The 18,200-nt window shown below is 31.1% G+C and carries 12 protein-coding genes; 2 read left to right on the top strand and 10 right to left on the bottom strand.

Annotated features, from left to right (window positions below):
* Nucleotides 1-330: 330 nt before the first annotated feature.
* The gene (locus tag RR561_RS00845) at nt 331-888 is read left to right on the top strand and encodes a biotin transporter BioY (protein ID WP_332505541.1); all 558 of its coding nucleotides are present in this window, start codon (nt 331-333) and stop codon (nt 886-888) included.
* Nucleotides 889-979: 91 nt separating this feature from the next.
* Here the strand turns inward: RR561_RS00845 and RR561_RS00840 are convergent, their stop codons facing one another.
* The 8 genes from RR561_RS00840 to purE form a co-directional block, all read right to left on the bottom strand.
* Nucleotides 980-2,035: a CPBP family intramembrane glutamic endopeptidase gene (locus RR561_RS00840; RefSeq protein WP_332505540.1), complete on the bottom strand. Its 1,056-nt coding sequence runs from the start codon at nt 2,033-2,035 to the stop codon at nt 980-982.
* 177 nt (nt 2,036-2,212) lie between these two features.
* The gene (locus tag RR561_RS00835; RefSeq protein ID WP_332505539.1) at nt 2,213-4,441 is read right to left on the bottom strand and encodes a cell wall-binding repeat-containing protein; all 2,229 of its coding nucleotides are present in this window, start codon (nt 4,439-4,441) and stop codon (nt 2,213-2,215) included.
* Nucleotides 4,442-4,637: 196 nt separating this feature from the next.
* Entirely contained in the window at nt 4,638-8,420 is a 3,783-nt protein-coding gene (locus RR561_RS00830) for a phosphoribosylformylglycinamidine synthase (protein ID WP_332505538.1), read from the bottom strand.
* Nucleotides 8,413-9,672 (bottom strand): phosphoribosylamine--glycine ligase, encoded by a 1,260-nt coding sequence (gene purD / locus RR561_RS00825; protein WP_332505537.1) that lies wholly within the window; start codon nt 9,670-9,672, stop codon nt 8,413-8,415. The genes RR561_RS00830 and purD overlap by 8 nt, the downstream gene beginning before the upstream one ends.
* Before the next feature lie 253 nt (nt 9,673-9,925).
* Nucleotides 9,926-11,458, bottom strand: coding sequence for a bifunctional phosphoribosylaminoimidazolecarboxamide formyltransferase/IMP cyclohydrolase (gene purH, locus RR561_RS00820; RefSeq protein ID WP_332505536.1), 1,533 nt, complete (start codon nt 11,456-11,458; stop codon nt 9,926-9,928).
* Between the two features lie 74 nt (nt 11,459-11,532).
* Nucleotides 11,533-12,123, bottom strand: coding sequence for a phosphoribosylglycinamide formyltransferase (gene purN / locus RR561_RS00815; RefSeq protein ID WP_332505535.1), 591 nt, complete (start codon nt 12,121-12,123; stop codon nt 11,533-11,535).
* A 104-nt stretch (nt 12,124-12,227) separates the two neighbouring features.
* Nucleotides 12,228-13,304, bottom strand: coding sequence for a phosphoribosylformylglycinamidine cyclo-ligase (gene purM / locus RR561_RS00810; RefSeq protein WP_334309577.1), 1,077 nt, complete (start codon nt 13,302-13,304; stop codon nt 12,228-12,230).
* A 106-nt stretch (nt 13,305-13,410) separates the two neighbouring features.
* The gene (gene purE / locus RR561_RS00805; protein ID WP_332505533.1) at nt 13,411-13,884 is read right to left on the bottom strand and encodes a 5-(carboxyamino)imidazole ribonucleotide mutase; all 474 of its coding nucleotides are present in this window, start codon (nt 13,882-13,884) and stop codon (nt 13,411-13,413) included.
* 370 nt (nt 13,885-14,254) lie between these two features.
* Here purE and yaaA point away from each other — a divergent pair, with 370 nt between their 5' ends.
* On the top strand, nt 14,255-14,992 hold the full coding sequence (gene yaaA, locus RR561_RS00800; RefSeq protein ID WP_332505532.1) for a peroxide stress protein YaaA: 738 nt from the start codon (nt 14,255-14,257) through the stop codon (nt 14,990-14,992).
* Nucleotides 14,993-15,743: 751 nt separating this feature from the next.
* Here yaaA and RR561_RS00795 read toward each other — a convergent pair.
* Nucleotides 15,744-17,609, bottom strand: a complete 1,866-nt coding sequence (locus RR561_RS00795) for a cation:proton antiporter (protein ID WP_332505531.1) — start codon at nt 17,607-17,609, stop codon at nt 15,744-15,746.
* Between the two features lie 21 nt (nt 17,610-17,630).
* Nucleotides 17,631-18,194, bottom strand: coding sequence for a nitroreductase family protein (locus RR561_RS00790; protein ID WP_332505530.1), 564 nt, complete (start codon nt 18,192-18,194; stop codon nt 17,631-17,633).
* Nucleotides 18,195-18,200: the final 6 nt, after the last annotated feature.

Raw genomic sequence — 18,200 nt, 5'->3', positions numbered from 1 at the left:
TTCCTATTCCTATTCCTATTCCTATTCCTATTCCTATTCCTATTCCTATTCCTATTCCTATAAATATTATAACTTATCTCAAGTACTTCTCTACTAAACTCAAGAATTCATTTTATCATATACTTTCTAATATCTTTATTTTAATACCTAGATTTACCTCCTTTTTGTAAACTATCATTTATATGCCGTTTACAAGTATTTTTTTCTGTGATAAACTATAACTTATTAAAATTAATATTGGATATATTGTGATATAATTTACTTATCAGATATACAAACTAAATTATTTTCAACATTATAAAAATTCAATATATTCAAGGAGGTAATCTTTTGACAAAAACAAAGATAAACACAAAAACCATGATTCTATGTTCATTCTTCACTGCCTTAATTGCTATTGGTGCCTTTATAAGAATACCACTTCCAGTGACCGTTTTTTCCCTTCAATTTACATTCGTATTATTGTCTGGAATGATTTTGGGATCTAAGGCAGGAGCTATTTCTTGTCTACTCTATGTTGTAATTGGACTGCTCGGTTTTCCAATATTTACAGAGGGTGGTGGTCTAGGATATATTTTAAAGCCTACATTTGGCTATCTAATAGCCTTTATACCTGCTTCTTATATAGTTGGTCTAACTCGAGAAAAATTTGGTACAAAATCCGTTAGCAAGCTTGTTGCTGGATGTTTTTTGGCTATGCTTGTAACATATGCAATCGGTACGCTATATACATATTTTATACTAAATAAAGTAGCTCATACACCTATTCCTTATTGGGCTTGTCTAGTAAGTCTATTTCCTTTTGCAATTGCGAAAGATATATTTAGTTCCATAATAGTCTCACTTGTTACACCTAGATTAATTAAAATTACTAATAATCATTCCTAAAACAAAACCCCCTCTCTTTAAAAGAGTTGGGGTTTTGATATTCTATATTTTTATTTAATATATTTTTTATTAAATCCATTCTATATATCGTCTACATTTTTTCTTCAAGTCTTTCATACATTATTGGCACCCTGTACTTTTTATCCCTTACATATTTACTAAATGCGAATAAAGCATAAGTAATAAGAACTAGTCCCAAAATTAAGGGTATAGACTTCCAGTCAAACACCTGATTTTCCATACTTTTTCCAGTTAAATCTCCAGAAAATACAGCCACCCAGTTGTTATTTAGCATATGTAGTAGCACTACTGACCATATGCTTTGCGTTTTTGCATAAGCATATGCAAAAAATATTCCTAATCCTATACATACTATAATTTGTACAATCAAACTTATTAAACCAGTTTTCCCGTCAGAATAATAAAATAGGTTCAGTGGCAAATGCCAAATTCCCCATAATATTCCCAATACAAAAACTCCTTTTAGCATACCGTATTTTTTCTGTAGTATTGGTTGAAGGTAATATCTCCATCCATACTCCTCACCCAAAAATGGCATATAAACAAAGAATATATTGATAAACATAAGTAAGGCTGTAACCCATATAATGGGGTTTGTCAAAACCTTTAACAGTTCATTCATTCCACCCTCTGACACGGCTCCTAGTAGCAATCTAACTATCATTAAAAATAGAAATAATAAAGATAAAAGCAATATTTTACCAGTATTTTTTAGATCAAGACCATAGGCCCTTCTTTTTTCCTTACCTTCCAATATTAGAACTATTATTCCTATTATGCTAAATACCATCATTGATATATTTGTTATATTAACAATGGTATTTTTATCTAAAATAAATGTTAACATGCAAGTAATTAACATTGTAGCTGTAGATAAAAGATATACATAGAAAAACTTTTTAGGAATTAAATCCTCTCTTATTTTTCTTCTAAGTATAATAACTATAACGGCCGCTGCTGGCATAAACATTTGAGCAGTTGGAAAAGCAGTTACATCTAATCCTTTTTTCTTTGCCATATATAGTGGTATTCCCATAATATATGGTACTAAAAATGCTATTATAAAATATAATTTCAGGTCTTTCTTCAAATCATCCGTGTATAAATTTTTTTCTGTTTTTTCCATTGTATCCTCCTTTTTATGTATTTAGCTTACTATTTCATTATATCAAATTGGCCCTGACTATTCATCTCTAAAAACACTAAAAATAAACACTATTTTAATATTTATCAATCCTATAACCCTTCGTTTAAAAAATAAGAGCACCTATACATAGATGCTCTTATACTTATATAAATATTTTTATTTGAATATATTATTTATTATATCTTCGTCAACCGAATTTTTGCCACCAAGAATGTATACTTTACTTATATTCTTTACAGCATCTTTTTCAAGATAATTAGGTCCTGGATGTACTAGCAATAGTTTGCTATCCGATGACTGAATTACATTTATCGCTGAAAGAGCATCAGGATAGTTTCTTCCATCAACAAAAGTGACTGTAGAATAATTTCCTAATTCTTTATTTATTTTTTCATTTGTTTTGTACCTATCTGCACCAGCAAGACGCTTGCCACCATCTTGAGCAACGGACTTTTCTCCACCATAAGTATATATTACTTTTTTATCAGTGCTGTATTCTTTCGATCCATCCACTAATTTGAGACCTATATCCTTTTTAACGGAAATTGCACTTGAAGATAGCGCATCTGGGAAATTTCTTCCATCTGCAATACCAACTTCTTTATAATTTGATTCCATTATACTCTTTTCACTAGTTTCATATCTGTCTGAACCAGCAATTCTTTTTGTTTCCTTTACATTATTTCTCAATTTATCTTCAACTTGCTTATTTATTGTATTTTCTCCACCAACTATATAGACTTTCTTTGGATTAGTTTCCTTAAGAATTCTATTTATATCGGAACTATTGTTCAGCAGTACCAATTTTGCATCAAATTTATTAACTATATTTTGGGCTGATAGAGAATCAGCAAAATTTTCACCACTAGAAAGTACCAATACATCTGAATCTATTAGCTTTGAAGATTTCAGTGATGTTTCATATCTATCCTTACCCGATATTCTACTTCTATTTGGCTTTGAATCATTTGAGTTATGTCCGCCACCTGAAGCGGATCCAGAATCTGATTTTTTCTTTATTACATTTACTTTTATGTCTATATCTTTAGTTGACCCATCAGCAAATATAACTTTTAACTTACCTTCTTTTTCTCCAATTTCTGATGTATCTACATCTTTAATTACTTCAACTGTAGAATTTTTAGGTGCATTTAAAATACATTTTTTAATATCCACTTTTTCGTTTTGAGTGACTTCTAATTTTTTAAGTTCTGGATTAAAAGAAGCAAATTCAAAATCTAAGTCACTCGGATCAATAAGTATATTCCATACTGTTTTATTGTTCTTATTTTTCACCAAAATATTACTTATATTTCTTTTATCACTTCCATAAGTAGCTTTCATGCCTTCATCAATATATGAATATAAACCATCTTCAAAAGTCATTATATTGTCGATTTTTTTATGCTTTTTATCTGCTCTATCATAGTAAAATGAATTATCCATAATATTTACGTTACTTCCATCTATGTCTTTTAATTTTATATCCATCTTATTTTCTGTAGGCTTTATATTCAATATTTGGTTTGAATATCCGAAATCCGCGCTGTCAGAAAACCAAGATATAGCTTCAAAATTTTCTATTTTATTTTTTGATATTTCTAGTCTTTCCAATTTTTTCAAATCCTTCAAAGCTTCAATATTATCTATTTGATTGCCATATAATATAAGATTTTTTATTTCTAGAAGATCTTTTAAAGGGCTAATATCTTCTATTTTATTATCTTCTAAATTTAGCATTTCCATGCCTTTCATATTACTCAATGAATCAATATTTTTTACACGGTTTTTTCTCAAAACTAGATATTTTACATCATCTAACTTTGATAATACACCTATATCTTCTATTTTGTTTTCATCAAATGATATATCCGTCATCTTTGTACAATTTGATATTGCCGAGATATCTTCAATATTATTTTTGCCCATGTATAGTCTTTTTATATTTTTCAGATTAGACATAGCACTTATATCACTAATTTCATTATCTGGAAGTTCTACAAATTCTAGGTTAATTGCATATTCCAAACCACTTAAATCTTTTATTTTTTCCTTGTCTAATCCATTATAGCTAAGGCTAGTTATAGATCTCATCTCTTCTTTTGTCACAATATCATCTAAACTTTTATCTTCATTTTTTAAAACTCTTTTTATTTCTCCTATAATAGCTTTTTTTAATGTCAAATCCTTTATTTCTACTTCTGAATTCATATTTTCATCATCAAAAGGATCTAGCCCATCTTTTTGATGATAAAGTTTTTGACTTAACTCCTTACCACTGTTTTCTTTTACGATAGATTTTATTTCACTAGCATAGATATTAATATTTGAAAATATCATTGCTGCACAAAGTCCTAATGAAATAATTTTCTTACTGTTTTTCATTTTAAAATTCTCCCTTAAAGTAATCTAAACAAAATATTTGTAATACCCTCTCAACTATAATAGTCTATAGATTTAACAATGGATAGTCAATATCTTTTTAACCTATCTAACTATTTAATTTTCTTAAATAAAAATAAAGCAGATAGCTTTTGCTACCTGCTTTATTAATTGCAATTATCTGAATTGATTGATTCGCTTATTTAAAATATTTTACTCCAGACTCAAATAACTTTTGGTCTTTTTCTCCTATTATATTCTTTCCGACTTCATTTCCTCTTCTTTCAGAGTGACCCATTTTACCAAGTATTCTACCGTCAACTGAAGTTATTCCCTCCACTGCATAGTAAGAACCATTTGGATTGAAATCTATATCATAGCTTGCATTTCCATCAAGATCTACATATTGGGTTGCTATTTGACCATTTTCAATCAAGCTTTTGATGACTTCATCACTAGCTACAAACTTTCCTTCACCATGAGATACTGCTATTGAATGTATATCTCCTACTTGTGTATCTGCTAGCCATGGTGACTTGTTAGATGCCACTCTAGTCTGTACCATCTTTGCCTGGTGACGTCCAATATCATTATATGTAAGAGTTGGCATATCAGCACTAGGAGTTTTGATTTCTCCATATGGCACAAGCCCTAATTTTATTAGTGCTTGGAATCCATTGCAGATACCAATTATCAGTCCATCCCTTTTATTTAACAAATTCATCACTGCTTCTTCTATCTTAGGATTTCTAAATACTGTCGCTATAAACTTAGCCGATCCATCTGGCTCATCTCCTGCTGAGAATCCTCCTGGGATCATTATTATCTGACTCTTATTTATTTCATCAACCATCATGTCAATTGATGATTCTATATCTTTGTAAGACATATTTCTAAATACACCTATACTTGTTTGTGCACCAGCTCTTTCAAATGCTCTTGCAGAATCATATTCACAGTTTGTCCCTGGAAACGCTGGTATAAATACTCTAGGTTTTGCTATATTTAAAGATTTTCTAGAAATAGTTCCTGTTTTTTTATAATTTATATTTTCTATTGGTGCCATTATTGCCCTTTGAGCCTTTGTTGGGAATATATTCTCCAAAGTCTCAGATGACACTTTGTATAGCCTATCAAGATGTATTTTTTCTCCAAACACATCAATCTCAGGAGCTTCAGTTGTTTTTCCAATTATTAAATAATCAGAACCATCTAGAAAATCCAAATCATTTTTTGAAATCTCCAGTAGTATACTTCCATAGCTTTGCTTGAATAGCTCATCATAATCAGTATATAGCTCCGATATTGATCTATCTAGACTAACACCTATTTTATTTCCAAATCCCATCTTTGCTATTGCTTCAGCCAATCCTCCATAGCCTAGAGCATATGAAGATTTAATTTTACCATTTTGCATAGCTGAATGTATTACATTGAAGTTTTTCTTCATTATGTCAAAGTCTGGGAAAGCATAATCTTTTTCAGGGGCTTCTACCAATACTAAAAGATTTCCAGCTGATTTAAGCTCTTGAGATACTACTTTCTTTGCATCTTCAGTATTTACAGCAAATGAAATCAATGTTGGTGGCACATCTATATTGTTAAAAGTACCGCTCATACTATCTTTTCCACCTATTGCTGGTATTTTAAATTCTCTTTGGGCATAATATGCCCCCAAAAGTGCAGAAAACGGCTTGCCCCAACGACTAGCATCATTCCCTAACTTCTCAAAGTATTCCTGAAAAGTCAATCTAGCACTTGAATAATCTCCACCTAGTGCTACCAATTTTGCAACAGATTCTACTACTGCATTTAAGGCACCATGGAAAGGTGACCATTTACCTATCTTTGGATTGTATCCAAATGTCATAATAGAAGATGTGTCAGTCTCTCCAGATAGCACTGGTATCTTTGCTACCATTCCATTTGCAGGAGTCGCTTGATATTTTCCACCTAGAGGAGCAATTACAGTATTTCCGCCTATCGTATTGTCAAACTTCTCTACTAATCCTCTTTGTGAACAAACATTTAGATCCTTCATTGCCTCTATATATTTTTCTTCTAATGTATTTTTTGTATTTGTTAGCTCTGTAATATCTGTGTAGTTTGAATCTTCATCTATACTATCTACCTTTATTTTAGCCTCTTGTTGATGTCCATTAGTATCCAAGAAAGACCTCTTGATATCTACTATTGCATTGCCTCTCCAGAAAAGTCTCATATATCCAGTATCAGTTACTGTTGCAACATGAGTGGCTTCAAGGTTTTCTAGGTGAGCTAGTTCAATAAATTTATCCATATTTTCTTTTTCTATAGCTACTGCCATTCTTTCTTGTGACTCTGATATAGCAAGTTCTGTTCCATCTAACCCATCATATTTTTTGGGTACCAAGTCTAGATTGATATCCAAGCTATCAGCTATCTCACCAATTGCAACTGATACACCACCTGCACCAAAGTCGTTACATCTTTTAATCATCTTCACTGCCTGTGAGTTTCTGAAAAATCTTTGAATCTTTCTTTCATTGGGAGCATCACCCTTTTGAACTTCTGCTGAGCAAGTAGATATACTTTCTTCACTGTGTTCCTTTGATGAACCTGTAGCACCACCACAGCCATCTCTACCAGTCTTTCCTCCAAGTAGTATAATCACATCTCCTGCTTCTGGTCTTTCTCTGATGACATTTTCTTTCGGAGCTGCAGCTATTACTGCACCAACTTCCATTCTTTTGGCTACAAAGTTTTCATCGTATAATTCTGCTACCTGACCAGTTGCTACACCTATTTGATTTCCATATGAACTATAACCATCAGCTGCTTCTGTAGTTATTTTCTTTTGCATAAGCTTGCCTTCTAATGTATCTTCCATACTTGTTCTTGGGTCTGCTGAACCTGTTACCCTCATAGCTTGGTATACGTAGCTTCTACCTGACAATGGATCTCTTATAGCTCCACCTAGGCAAGTCGCTGCTCCACCAAAAGGCTCTATCTCTGTAGGATGGTTGTGTGTTTCATTTTTGAACATCAAAAGATATTCTTCACTTTTTCCATCTATCTCAACATCTATATTAATACTGCAGGCATTTATTTCTTCACTCTCATCTAAATCCTGTAGCTTTCCTTCTTTTTTCAACTTTTTCATAGCTAGAGTAGCTATGTCCATCAGGCATATATTTTTATCCCTATCTACATATACTTCTTTTCTATCTTCTATGTATCTGTCATATGTTTCTTTTATTGGATCTGTAAATCTTCCACTAGAAATTTCTACATCTTCTAGCTTTGTCATAAAAGTTGTATGTCTACAATGATCCGACCAATATGTATCCAATACCTTTATTTCAGTGATAGAAGGATTTCTCTTTTCATCATTTCTAAAATATTCTTGTATAAGTTCTAAATCCTTAACTGACATAGCAAGTTCTCTATCAGTTAAAAACTTTTCAAGACCCTTTATATCTAATTCTATAAAACCTTCCAAAATCTCTACATTTTCTGGTTTGTCATAGTTTACTTCTAGTGTATCTGCCTTTTTTAGAGAAGCTTCTCTACTATCTACAGCATTTATCAAATATTTTTTTATCTGTTCAAATTCGCTATCTGTTATTTCACTTTCTATTATTATTACTCTTGCAGAATTGATATTCGGTCTATGCCCGCCATTTACTATTTCAGCACACATTGAAGCCCAGTCAGCTCTTTGATCGTACTGCCCTGGAAGATATTCTATTGCAAATATTCTGCTTGATTTTGTATTAGGAATTTCTTCATAGTATATATTGTCAAGATTTGGTTCTGAAAGTATAGTTTCAGCAACTTTCTTATATGAATCCTCACTTATTCCCTCTACATCATATCTATTGATTACTCTCACCTTTTGAAGCTTTATATTTAAACTATCCTCTATATCATTTTTCATTGATATAGATTCAAGATTGAATCCCTCTTTTTTCTCTACAAACAATCTATTTACTTTACTCATATTTAATACCTATGTCCTTTCTATAGTGTTTTCCATCAAAACTGATTTTTTCTATATTTTCATATACTTTTTTAGCAGCTGATTCTACATCTTTAGCCTTGGCACATACTCCTAGCACTCTTCCACCATTTGTCAAAACATCATTTCCATTCTTTTTTGTACCACTGTGAAATACTACTATATCGTCATCCAAATCATCCAGTCCAGATATTATCTTTCCCTTTTCATAAGAATCTGGATATCCTCCAGATGCCATTATTACACAGCTCGCAGCATCTTTAGAATACTTAATTTCTAGTTCAGACAATCTATCTTCTGTAATTGCCATCATAATCTCAGATAGGCTAGAATCAAGTCTCATCAATATAGACTGTATCTCTGGATCTCCAAATCTACAATTATATTCAAGCACTTTTTCGCCATCTTCTGTAATCATTAGTCCCACAAATAGTATTCCTCTATAGTCCAAACCATCTTTTTTGAAACCTTCAAGTGACTTTACAAGCACATCATTATATACCTTTTCAGCTAATTCATCTGTATATATTGTACTTGGAGAAAATGTTCCCATCCCACCTGTATTTGGACCAGTTTCATTTTCATAGACTTTCTTATGATCCTTTGCACTTTCCATAGCTATTATAGTATTTTTGTCTACAAGAGCTAATATAGATGTCTCAACACCTTCTAGAAATTCTTCTATTACTACTAAATTTCCCGCTTCCCCAAACTTTCTATCTTTCATAATAGTGTTTAGAGTTTCAATAGCCTCTTCTCTATTAGTAGGTATTATTACTCCCTTACCAGCAGCCAATCCGTCTGCCTTTATCACTACTGGATATCCAAAGCTGTCAATTTCCTCTATTGCCTTGTCTATATCAGTATATTCCTTGTATTTTGCAGTTGCTATATTATGTCTTACCATAAATTCTTTTGAAAATAGTTTACTACCTTCTAGTTGTGAACAAGCCTTATCTGGTCCGAAAACTCTCAATCCTCTTTGCTTAAATGCATCGCTAATTCCCATTACTAAAGGCACTTCTGGACCTATCACAGTTAGATCAATTTTATTTTCATAGGCAAAATCTGCCAACTTATCAATATCAGTAACTTTGATATCAACACATTCTGCTACTTTTGAAATTCCTGCATTTCCTGGTGCACAATAAACTTTTTCTACGTTCTTTTCACCATTTAATTTCCAGCAGATTGCGTGTTCTCTTCCGCCACCACCTACTACCAAAATCTTCATAATAAATCCCCCAATTCTAATATAATTGCAAATATTATCGTTATGGTTTTCTCTTTTCAATTCGTTTTTGTAACCGTATTTTTGTAATCGTTTTAAATTTTATTTTATTCTCGTTTTTTACTTTTATCTATATCTCACTATAGTTTCATCAATTATATATTCTTAATTCTCTCAAATCACTCTCGTCATTAATATTTAAAAAACTACTTTCCAACATTAATGTTTTTCAAAATATTACTTAAAAACTTAAATTTTAGTGTTTAAAGTGTCTCGCTCCTGTAAACACCATTGTCATATCTAGTTCATCACAAGCTTCTACAGAATCTTTATCTCTAATAGATCCTCCTGGCTGAACTACTGCCTTTATTCCATATTCAGCTGCAAGTCTCACACAATCATCAAATGGGAAGAAAGCATCTGAAGCTAAAATTGCTCCTTCAAAACTCTTTTCCTCTTTATTGTTTTCTATAGCATTGCTTAGCGCCCAAATTCTTGAAGTTTGACCACATCCTATTGCAAGTGTCTGACCGTCCTTGACTATCGCTATGGCATTTGATTTTAGATTTTTTACTACCTTCATTCCAAATTCCATGTCCTTTAGCTGATCTTTCGTAGGTGCCAGCTTAGTTACTACTTCTTGCTTTTCATTTTCGATTTTATCTTTATCCTGTATCAAAAATTTTCCATCCAAGTACTTCATATCCAGCTTTTGCTTGCTATCTTCTATCTTTGCTAGCTTTAGTATTCTTAGATTCTTCTTTGATTTTAATAATTCTAGTGCATCATCATCAAAATCATATGCAACTATTATCTCAAAGAATATATCATTTAGCATCTTTGCAGTTTCTATATCCACAGTAGATGTAATACCGATTATTCCACCAAATATTGATACTTTATCTGATTCAAAACACTTTGTATATGCCTCTAAAGATGTATCTCCTAGCCCAACACCACAAGCATTTGCATGCTTAATAGCTACTGCACATACTTCTTTGTTATCCTTGAATTCTCTCATAAACTCAAGACAGCCATGTAAATCATTTATATTGTTGAAAGATAATTCTTTACCATGTAACTGTTTGAAATTAAGTATAGGATTTTTTGCATTTGGCTGGGAATATAGAAAACCTCTTTGATGTCCGTTTTCACCATATCTTAATTCTGTATCTTTTTCAAAAGTAAGATTTAATATTTCTGGATATTCATCTCCTACAACTTCAGCAAAATAAGAAGATATCAAAGTATCATATCTAGCAGTTGTCGCAAATGCCTTGTATGCTAGCTTTCTTCTATCTTCAAGAGTCAATCCTCCAGCCTCTAACTTTTCTATAATGTTTGGATAATCCGCAATGTCTACAACAACTGTAACATCTTTATAGTTCTTAGATGCTGATCTTATCATTGAAGGCCCACCGATATCAATGTTTTCTACGATTTCTTCATGAGACTTACCACTTCTTAGTGCTCCTTCAAAGTCATAAAGACTCACTACAACCATATCGATTGAGTTTATTTTATGTTCTTTTACTGTTTCTACATGAGAATTTAGATCTCTTCTGTATAATATACCACCATGTACATATGGATTTAAAGTCTTTACTCTTCCATCTAGTATCTCTGGAAAATGAGTGACATCCTCTATAGTAATCACATTGACTCCATTTTCCTTTAATTTTTTGAATGTATTTCCTGTTGATACTATTTCATATCCAAGCTCATTAAGTTTCTTGGCAAATTCTACTACACCTGTTTTATCTGTAACACTTATAAGTGCTCTTTTCATCGTAAATAAACCCCTTTCAATAATAAAATCCTCATTTTATAATCAATAAATTTGACACTTTCATAATATATTGACTATTTTATATAAACTCTTCTTCCCTTTACTTCTATCTTGTCATCACAATATTTTTCGACCACCATTGGCAATATACTGTGCTCTACTTCCAACACTCTATTTTGTAAAGTTTCTGCCGTATCATCTGGAAGTACTTCTACCACCTCTTGAGCTATTATAGGCCCTGTGTCAGCGTTTTCATCTACAAAGTGTACAGTTGCTCCACTTATCTTCACTCCATAGTCTACAGCGGCTTTATGAACGTTTAATCCATAGTATCCTACACCACAAAACGCTGGTATCAAAGATGGATGAATATTTATTATTTTATTTTCAAATGTCTTGGTAAAATTTGAGCTAAGAATTTTTAAAAATCCTGCCAATACTACCAAATCTATCTCTTCACTCATTAAACTCTCTATTATAGAATCTTCATCATTATCAAATTTAGACCTGATATTGTGTTTCTCAGCTCTTTTCAAGCCATAGGCATCTTTCTTATTTGAAATAACCAACTTAATACGACCATTAATCTTACCAGATTCTACTGCATCTATTATTGATTGTAGATTAGTACCTCCGCCAGATACCAAAACAGCAATGTTTTTCATAACAATCCTCCAAATCTTACTGTATTAGGGTATATATTATTTTATCAACAATAATCTAACCTTTATAATTTCTTCTAGATTTTGATATTTACCCTATATGAGTATTATATTAGTTCCACACCATCATGGCTATCTGATACCTTACCTATAATAAATGCCTCATCTCTCATAAGGTCTTTATATTTTTCTTCTACATATTCTGAGTTGTCATCTTTTCTATTATTGACGAAATCTACAAGCTTATCTGCTTCGTCCTTATCTACTATCATAACAAGTCCAATCCCCATATTAAAGCTCTTATGAAGCTCTCTTTTTTCTATAGCATCAAACTCTTCTATCATTTTAAATATTGCAGGTTTTTTCCAAGATTTTGTGTCTACATCTATTCCTAATTCTTTTGGAATTACTCTTACTACATTTTCTACTAGTCCACCACCTGTAATATGTGCAATAGATTTTATATTATTATTTGCTATAGCTTCTAAAGCTAAATTTACATAGATTTTAGTAGGTGTTAAAAGCGCATCACCTAGACTCATTCCCAACATATCTATGTGTTTATTTAAATCATACTTGTATTCATCTAAAAATATATTTCTTACAAAAGAAAATCCGTTACTGTGTACACCGCTAGAAGATATACCTACCAAAACATCTCCTGCCTTTACATCTTTTCCGCTTATTACTTTTTCCTTATCTGCTATACCTATAGAAAATCCTGCCAAATCATAATCATCTTCTCCGTACATTCCTGGCATTTCAGCAGTTTCTCCACCGATCAATGAGCAGTTACTCATCTTGCATCCATCTGCTATTCCACCAACTATTTTCTCTATATGCTCAGGAATTAGCTTACCCAAAGCTATATAATCAAGAAAGAATAAAGGCTTTGCTCCTTGGCATATCAAGTCATTAACACACATAGCTACCAAATCAATACCTACTGTATCATGCTTGTCCATCATCTGTGCAATTTTAAGCTTTGTTCCTACTCCATCAGTTGAAGCTAATAGTACTGGTTCTTGCATTCCCACAAAATCTTTCAAAGAATAGAGTCCACTGAAACTCCCAAGATCCCCTATAACATTTGAATCATATGTCTGTTTTATCTTTCCTTTTATTAAATCTACTGCTCTATTTCCCTCATCAATATTTACACCAGAATTTTTATAAGTTAACATTGCCATCTCCCATTCTCCTAATTTATTTATAATTTATAATTCAACTCGATCAATTTAAATCCCCAAAACCAAGTTGATCAACATAATCCTCTGTCTGAATTGCTATCTACTGAATAGATGAATCATCTAGCAAAACTTTCTTTGCCATTTCATCTCTATAGTCTGATAATCTATCACGCAAAACTGGATACTTAATACTAGCAATCTGTAAAGCCATCAAAGCTGCATTAGTACCTGAGTCAATAGTTACTGTAGCCACTGGTATTCCACTAGGCATTTGAACCATTGATAATAATGAATCTAATCCATCCATTGTAGAAGACTTAATAGGAAGTCCAACTACTGGAATCAAGGTTTGAGCTGCTATTACACCTGGCAAATGAGCCGCCTTTCCAGCTGCTGCCACTATAACATCTGTATCATTTTTAATTTCATCTAAAAACTTAGAAAGCTCTACTGGAGTTCTATGAGCTGACAATATTCTTACAATCACCTCAACCCCAAAATTTCTCATCAATTCAATTCCACTCTCTAACTTTGGTAAATCTGACTTAGATCCCATCACTACTGCAATTTTCATAACTTGATTCATTCTCCTTTTTAAAAACTATTTATACGAACAATCATCCCGTTATCTCCAGGGAATTGTTCATTTATTGTATTTTTCTTATTTTTTGACTTTGTTTTTGCCTTTATTATAAATTTCTTTAAATTTTTCTTTATATTAGATAATTTTTATCTATCAAACATTCTATTAAATACGAACTTTATACTAAAATCATAACTTAATATACAGATTTTTTCAATAGTTTTTTGAAAATTAGTCAAAATTATCGTCTTTTTTACGAATTATTTATCTATTTGTTCATATAATTGTTCACTTTTGTTTGAAAAAAATTAAAAAAGGTATATTATGACTATAATTATATTATAAGAAAGGGAATTATTTTATGATAATATTTATATCTCCTGCAAAGGGATTTAATAAAACAGAGATTGACCCAGAATCTATTCCTGAGTTTATTGATAAATCAAAACTACTTATAGATTATTTAAAGACACTTGATACTTCGGAAATATCAGCAATTATGAAAATAAATGAAAAATTGAGCAAAGTAAATAAAGAAAGATTTGAAAGTTTCAAACTTGATAGATCAGGAAGTCCTGCTCTGCTTGCATATAGCGGAGTTCAGTACAAGAATATTTCACTTGAAGATTTTGATGAGGATGATTTGAATTTTGCAAATAAACATTTAAGAATCCTTTCAGGTTTGTATGGCCTTTTAAGACCGATGGATTCCATATATCCATATAGACTGGATATATCAACAAAGCTAACTTCAGAGATATTTTCTAATTTATACAGGTATTGGGATAATAAAATTTTCAACTCTATAAAAAAAGACTCCAAAGATGTAATAATCAACCTTGCATCAGAAGAATATTCTAAAGCGGTAAAAAAATATATCACAGATGAAAAATATATTTCTTGCACTTTTAAAGTTCTTAAAAATAATAAATTAAAACTTGAATCTAATTCATCAAAAAAGGCACGTGGATTAATGGTAAGATATATTATCAAAAATAAAATTACATATCCAAAAGATATAAAAAATTTCACGGAGGATGGTTTTGCATTTTCCAAAGAACTATCAAGCGATAATGAGTTTGTCTTTATAAAAAGATAAGCACAGTACTATTCTATTTAGGCAAAATAAAAAGAGGAAGAAAATTCTTCCTCTTTTTCAATGTCTATACCATGCCTAGCACAAGGAGATTAAAAACTTCACAAACTAAAATCAGATTATTAGTGGTAGAAAATTGTTTACTATCCATCTTGCCGTACGACCTATTTATTTACTTTCTTCTCCAACATAGGTATAAACATCTGTTATTCTTATATTTGTCTCCAGTATACTCGTTTTTAAATGTTTTGTCAATATTCAAAATAATCAAACTATAAATCTCAACTTATGCTTATATGTTTATTTTATCATATAGTATTTTTTATTATGAAATTATTTATTTTTTTATTCAGATATATATCTTTATATTAGTTTTAGTTTTTATTCATAATTTTTTTAAAATTATTAGACTCATTACTTTTTATATATTACAATCTAGCCAATATATTAATTCTATAATTTTTTTAATCTATTTTCTTTTATATTACTTGTTATTTTCACAAAATTATTTATTATATTATTTATTACTTAATGATAAATTTTACCATAGATCTTTATCTCTTATATTAAAATCATTATCCATACTAAAAAGGAGGGGTAAACTCCCCCTCCTTTTTTATTTTAAATTTTATTTTTGCTTTTATTTTACTTTTATTTTACTTTTACTTTTACTTTTACTTTTACTTTTACTTTTACTTTTACTTTTACTTTTATTGATTATATTTATTCTCCAATAGAATTAACAACTCTATTATTATATCTGAGATAAATTATTAAAATCAGATTCAAAACCATCAATATTTTGTTCTTTTCCATCATCATGTATTTCTTTTGGTGCCAAAGATACTATGAAATCTCCACTTGATACCTTTGGGTGTTTTCTTGTTGTAAAGAACTCTATATCTCCATGTTTATTTATAACCATTATGTTAATTCTTCTATAGTCCATACTTTCATAGTAGTCTATCTCTTTAAACTCATCAGTTATCTCTACTTTTGAAAACTCATAACCTTCATTTACAAGTCCAATAAGCTGTAGATAAGTTGCTCTATAATCTCCTAGTCTAGGTACATCGATATGTTTTAGTTCTTTGAAATCATTTTTAAATTTATCTCCCAAAACATTTACCAAACATACATTACCCCTACCAAACTTTGTTGAAAACTGACGAGATACAATAACATTATAAAGTGGTATTGGCGTATTTAAAAGCATTTTTTTATAAATAACCAAGTCTAAATTATAGTTAGATACCTCATATAGAATTTCTCCTTGATGGTATTCTATGCCTCTTTCTACTGCATTCCCCAAATCATAATCGCTATAATCAACAACTAATGTTGGTATCTCTTCTTTTTTTAGAAATTCCGCTAGCAACACTGAAAATTTATTTGATCCTACTATTACCAGCCCTGGCTTTCCTGAATGAGCTAAACCTAGTTTTTTTGCTAGGGGCTGTATTGAAAATCCATGTGCCAATACGGTTACTATTACCAGTGCAAAAGTTAAAGCCAAAAGCATTTCTGCATCTTGGTAACCCTCTGCAACCAATAAATTGGAAAAATAACCAGTAACAGTAAGTGCTACTATTCCCCTAGGGGCTATCCAACCCACCAAAGCTCTTTCTTTATTTGTAATATCTGTACCTATTGTAGATATCCATATAGATAATGGTCTAACAACAAATAGCATTGATAAGACAAACAGTATAATTCCTGGTTGGAATATATTTACCAATACTTCTCTGGATAGAGAAGATGTCAGCATAATAAATACCGAAGATATCAATATTATGGATATGTTTTCATTGAAATGAGATATTTCTTCAAGAGAAGGGATCTCCATATTTGCCATTACAACACCCATCACTGTTACTGCCAAAAGACCTGTTTCATGGGATACTACTTCACTGACTGTAAAAGATGCGATAACCAAACACAAGACCATTGCAGCCTTTAAATATTCTGGAAAGTAATCTTCTTTTAAAGCCTTACCTGTAGCAAATCCAAATATTAATCCCACAACAATTGCTATAAAAACTCCAAATGCAAAATGCAATACATTTCCCATATTGGCTGTAGGTGACGTAAAAATTCTAGCTATTTCAAATGAAAACACTGCCAATATTGCTCCTAATGGATCGACCAATATTCCTTCCCATTTTAAAATTGATGATACTTTTTTATCCAACTTTGCCTGTCGTAATAGCGGTAATATAACAGTTGGTCCTGTTACTATGAGTATTGCCCCTATAACCAAAGATGTCGTAATAGAAAGTCCTGCTAAAAAATATGCACTTAGACTTCCCAAAATCCATGATATAAACGCTCCTAAAGTTACAATTCTTTTGATTGTAAGTCTTGTGTCAATTATTTCTTTAAAGTTTAGAGATAAACTTCCTTCAAATAATATTACTGCAACAGATAGAGATATTATAGACTTATACATCTCTTCTCCCATAAGTTGCGCTGGAACTACAATGTTTAAAAGGGGTCCTACTATCAATCCGCATATACTCATTATTACTATTGCTGGCTTAGATATTTTCCATGCTATCCACTGGGAAAATACCCCTAAAAAAACTATCAATGCAACCGAAAATGTCATAGATAAATTCATTGCATCCCTCCTTCACTTCTATTATTTTCCTCTTGAAAAAATAATAGGTTCCCTTCTTTTAGGAGGATTTGGAACAAAATTCATGTACCCTAAAATTAATGTCGATACAGATTCATAACTATCTGGTATATTATATTTTTCCTTAAATTCCTTAGAATCAAATAAGTCTTTTGAAAATCCAATCCAGCAAGTTCCTATATTCTGACTAAATGCTGCCAAAATTATATTTTCTGCCAAAGCAGAACAATCCTCCTTGTACCATCTAGTAGTAGTATCTCCATATACCACCAATAAATTTTCTGCTTCATAAAATATATTGAAGTTTGGATCAGAAAAAAACTTCTCATAATTTTTAAACTGAGGCAGTTCATCTATTCTATTTAAAATATCTATTTTTGCCATGTCTGATAGACGTTTCATCTCTTCCTTATCTTGTATTATTACAAATCCCCAAGGTTCTCTCATTTGAGCAGTTGGTGCATATGTTCCAATCTTTATCAAATCTACAATTGTATTGTATTCTACCTTTTTATCAGAAAATTTTCTAACACTTCTTCTTCCTTGTATACAATCTAGTACTTCCATATAAAA

The sequence above is a fragment of the Peptostreptococcus sp. genome, assembly GCF_036639115.1.
Classification (GTDB): domain Bacteria; phylum Bacillota; class Clostridia; order Peptostreptococcales; family Peptostreptococcaceae; genus Peptostreptococcus.
Note: the sequence above shows the minus strand (reverse complement) of the source record. Positions and strands in the feature narration are given on the sequence as shown.

Coding starts and splice junctions, on each gene's coding strand:
- RR561_RS00840 (WP_332505540.1), bottom strand. CDS start 2,035: ATGGAAAAAACAGAAAAAAATTTATACACGGATGATTTGAAGAAAGAC.
- purN (WP_332505535.1), bottom strand. CDS start 12,123: ATGAAAAACATTGCTGTTTTGGTATCTGGCGGAGGTACTAATCTACAA.
- purM (WP_334309577.1), bottom strand. CDS start 13,304: ATGTTAACTTATAAAAATTCTGGTGTAAATATTGATGAGGGAAATAGA.
- yaaA (WP_332505532.1), top strand. CDS start 14,255: ATGATAATATTTATATCTCCTGCAAAGGGATTTAATAAAACAGAGATT.
- purE (WP_332505533.1), bottom strand. CDS start 13,884: ATGAAAATTGCAGTAGTGATGGGATCTAAGTCAGATTTACCAAAGTTA.
- RR561_RS00835 (WP_332505539.1), bottom strand. CDS start 4,441: ATGAAAAACAGTAAGAAAATTATTTCATTAGGACTTTGTGCAGCAATG.
- purH (WP_332505536.1), bottom strand. CDS start 11,458: ATGAAAAGAGCACTTATAAGTGTTACAGATAAAACAGGTGTAGTAGAA.
- purD (WP_332505537.1), bottom strand. CDS start 9,672: ATGAAGATTTTGGTAGTAGGTGGTGGCGGAAGAGAACACGCAATCTGC.
- RR561_RS00830 (WP_332505538.1), bottom strand. CDS start 8,420: ATGAGTAAAGTAAATAGATTGTTTGTAGAGAAAAAAGAGGGATTCAAT.
- RR561_RS00790 (WP_332505530.1), bottom strand. CDS start 18,194: ATGGAAGTACTAGATTGTATACAAGGAAGAAGAAGTGTTAGAAAATTT.
- RR561_RS00795 (WP_332505531.1), bottom strand. CDS start 17,609: ATGAATTTATCTATGACATTTTCGGTTGCATTGATAGTTTTTTTAGGG.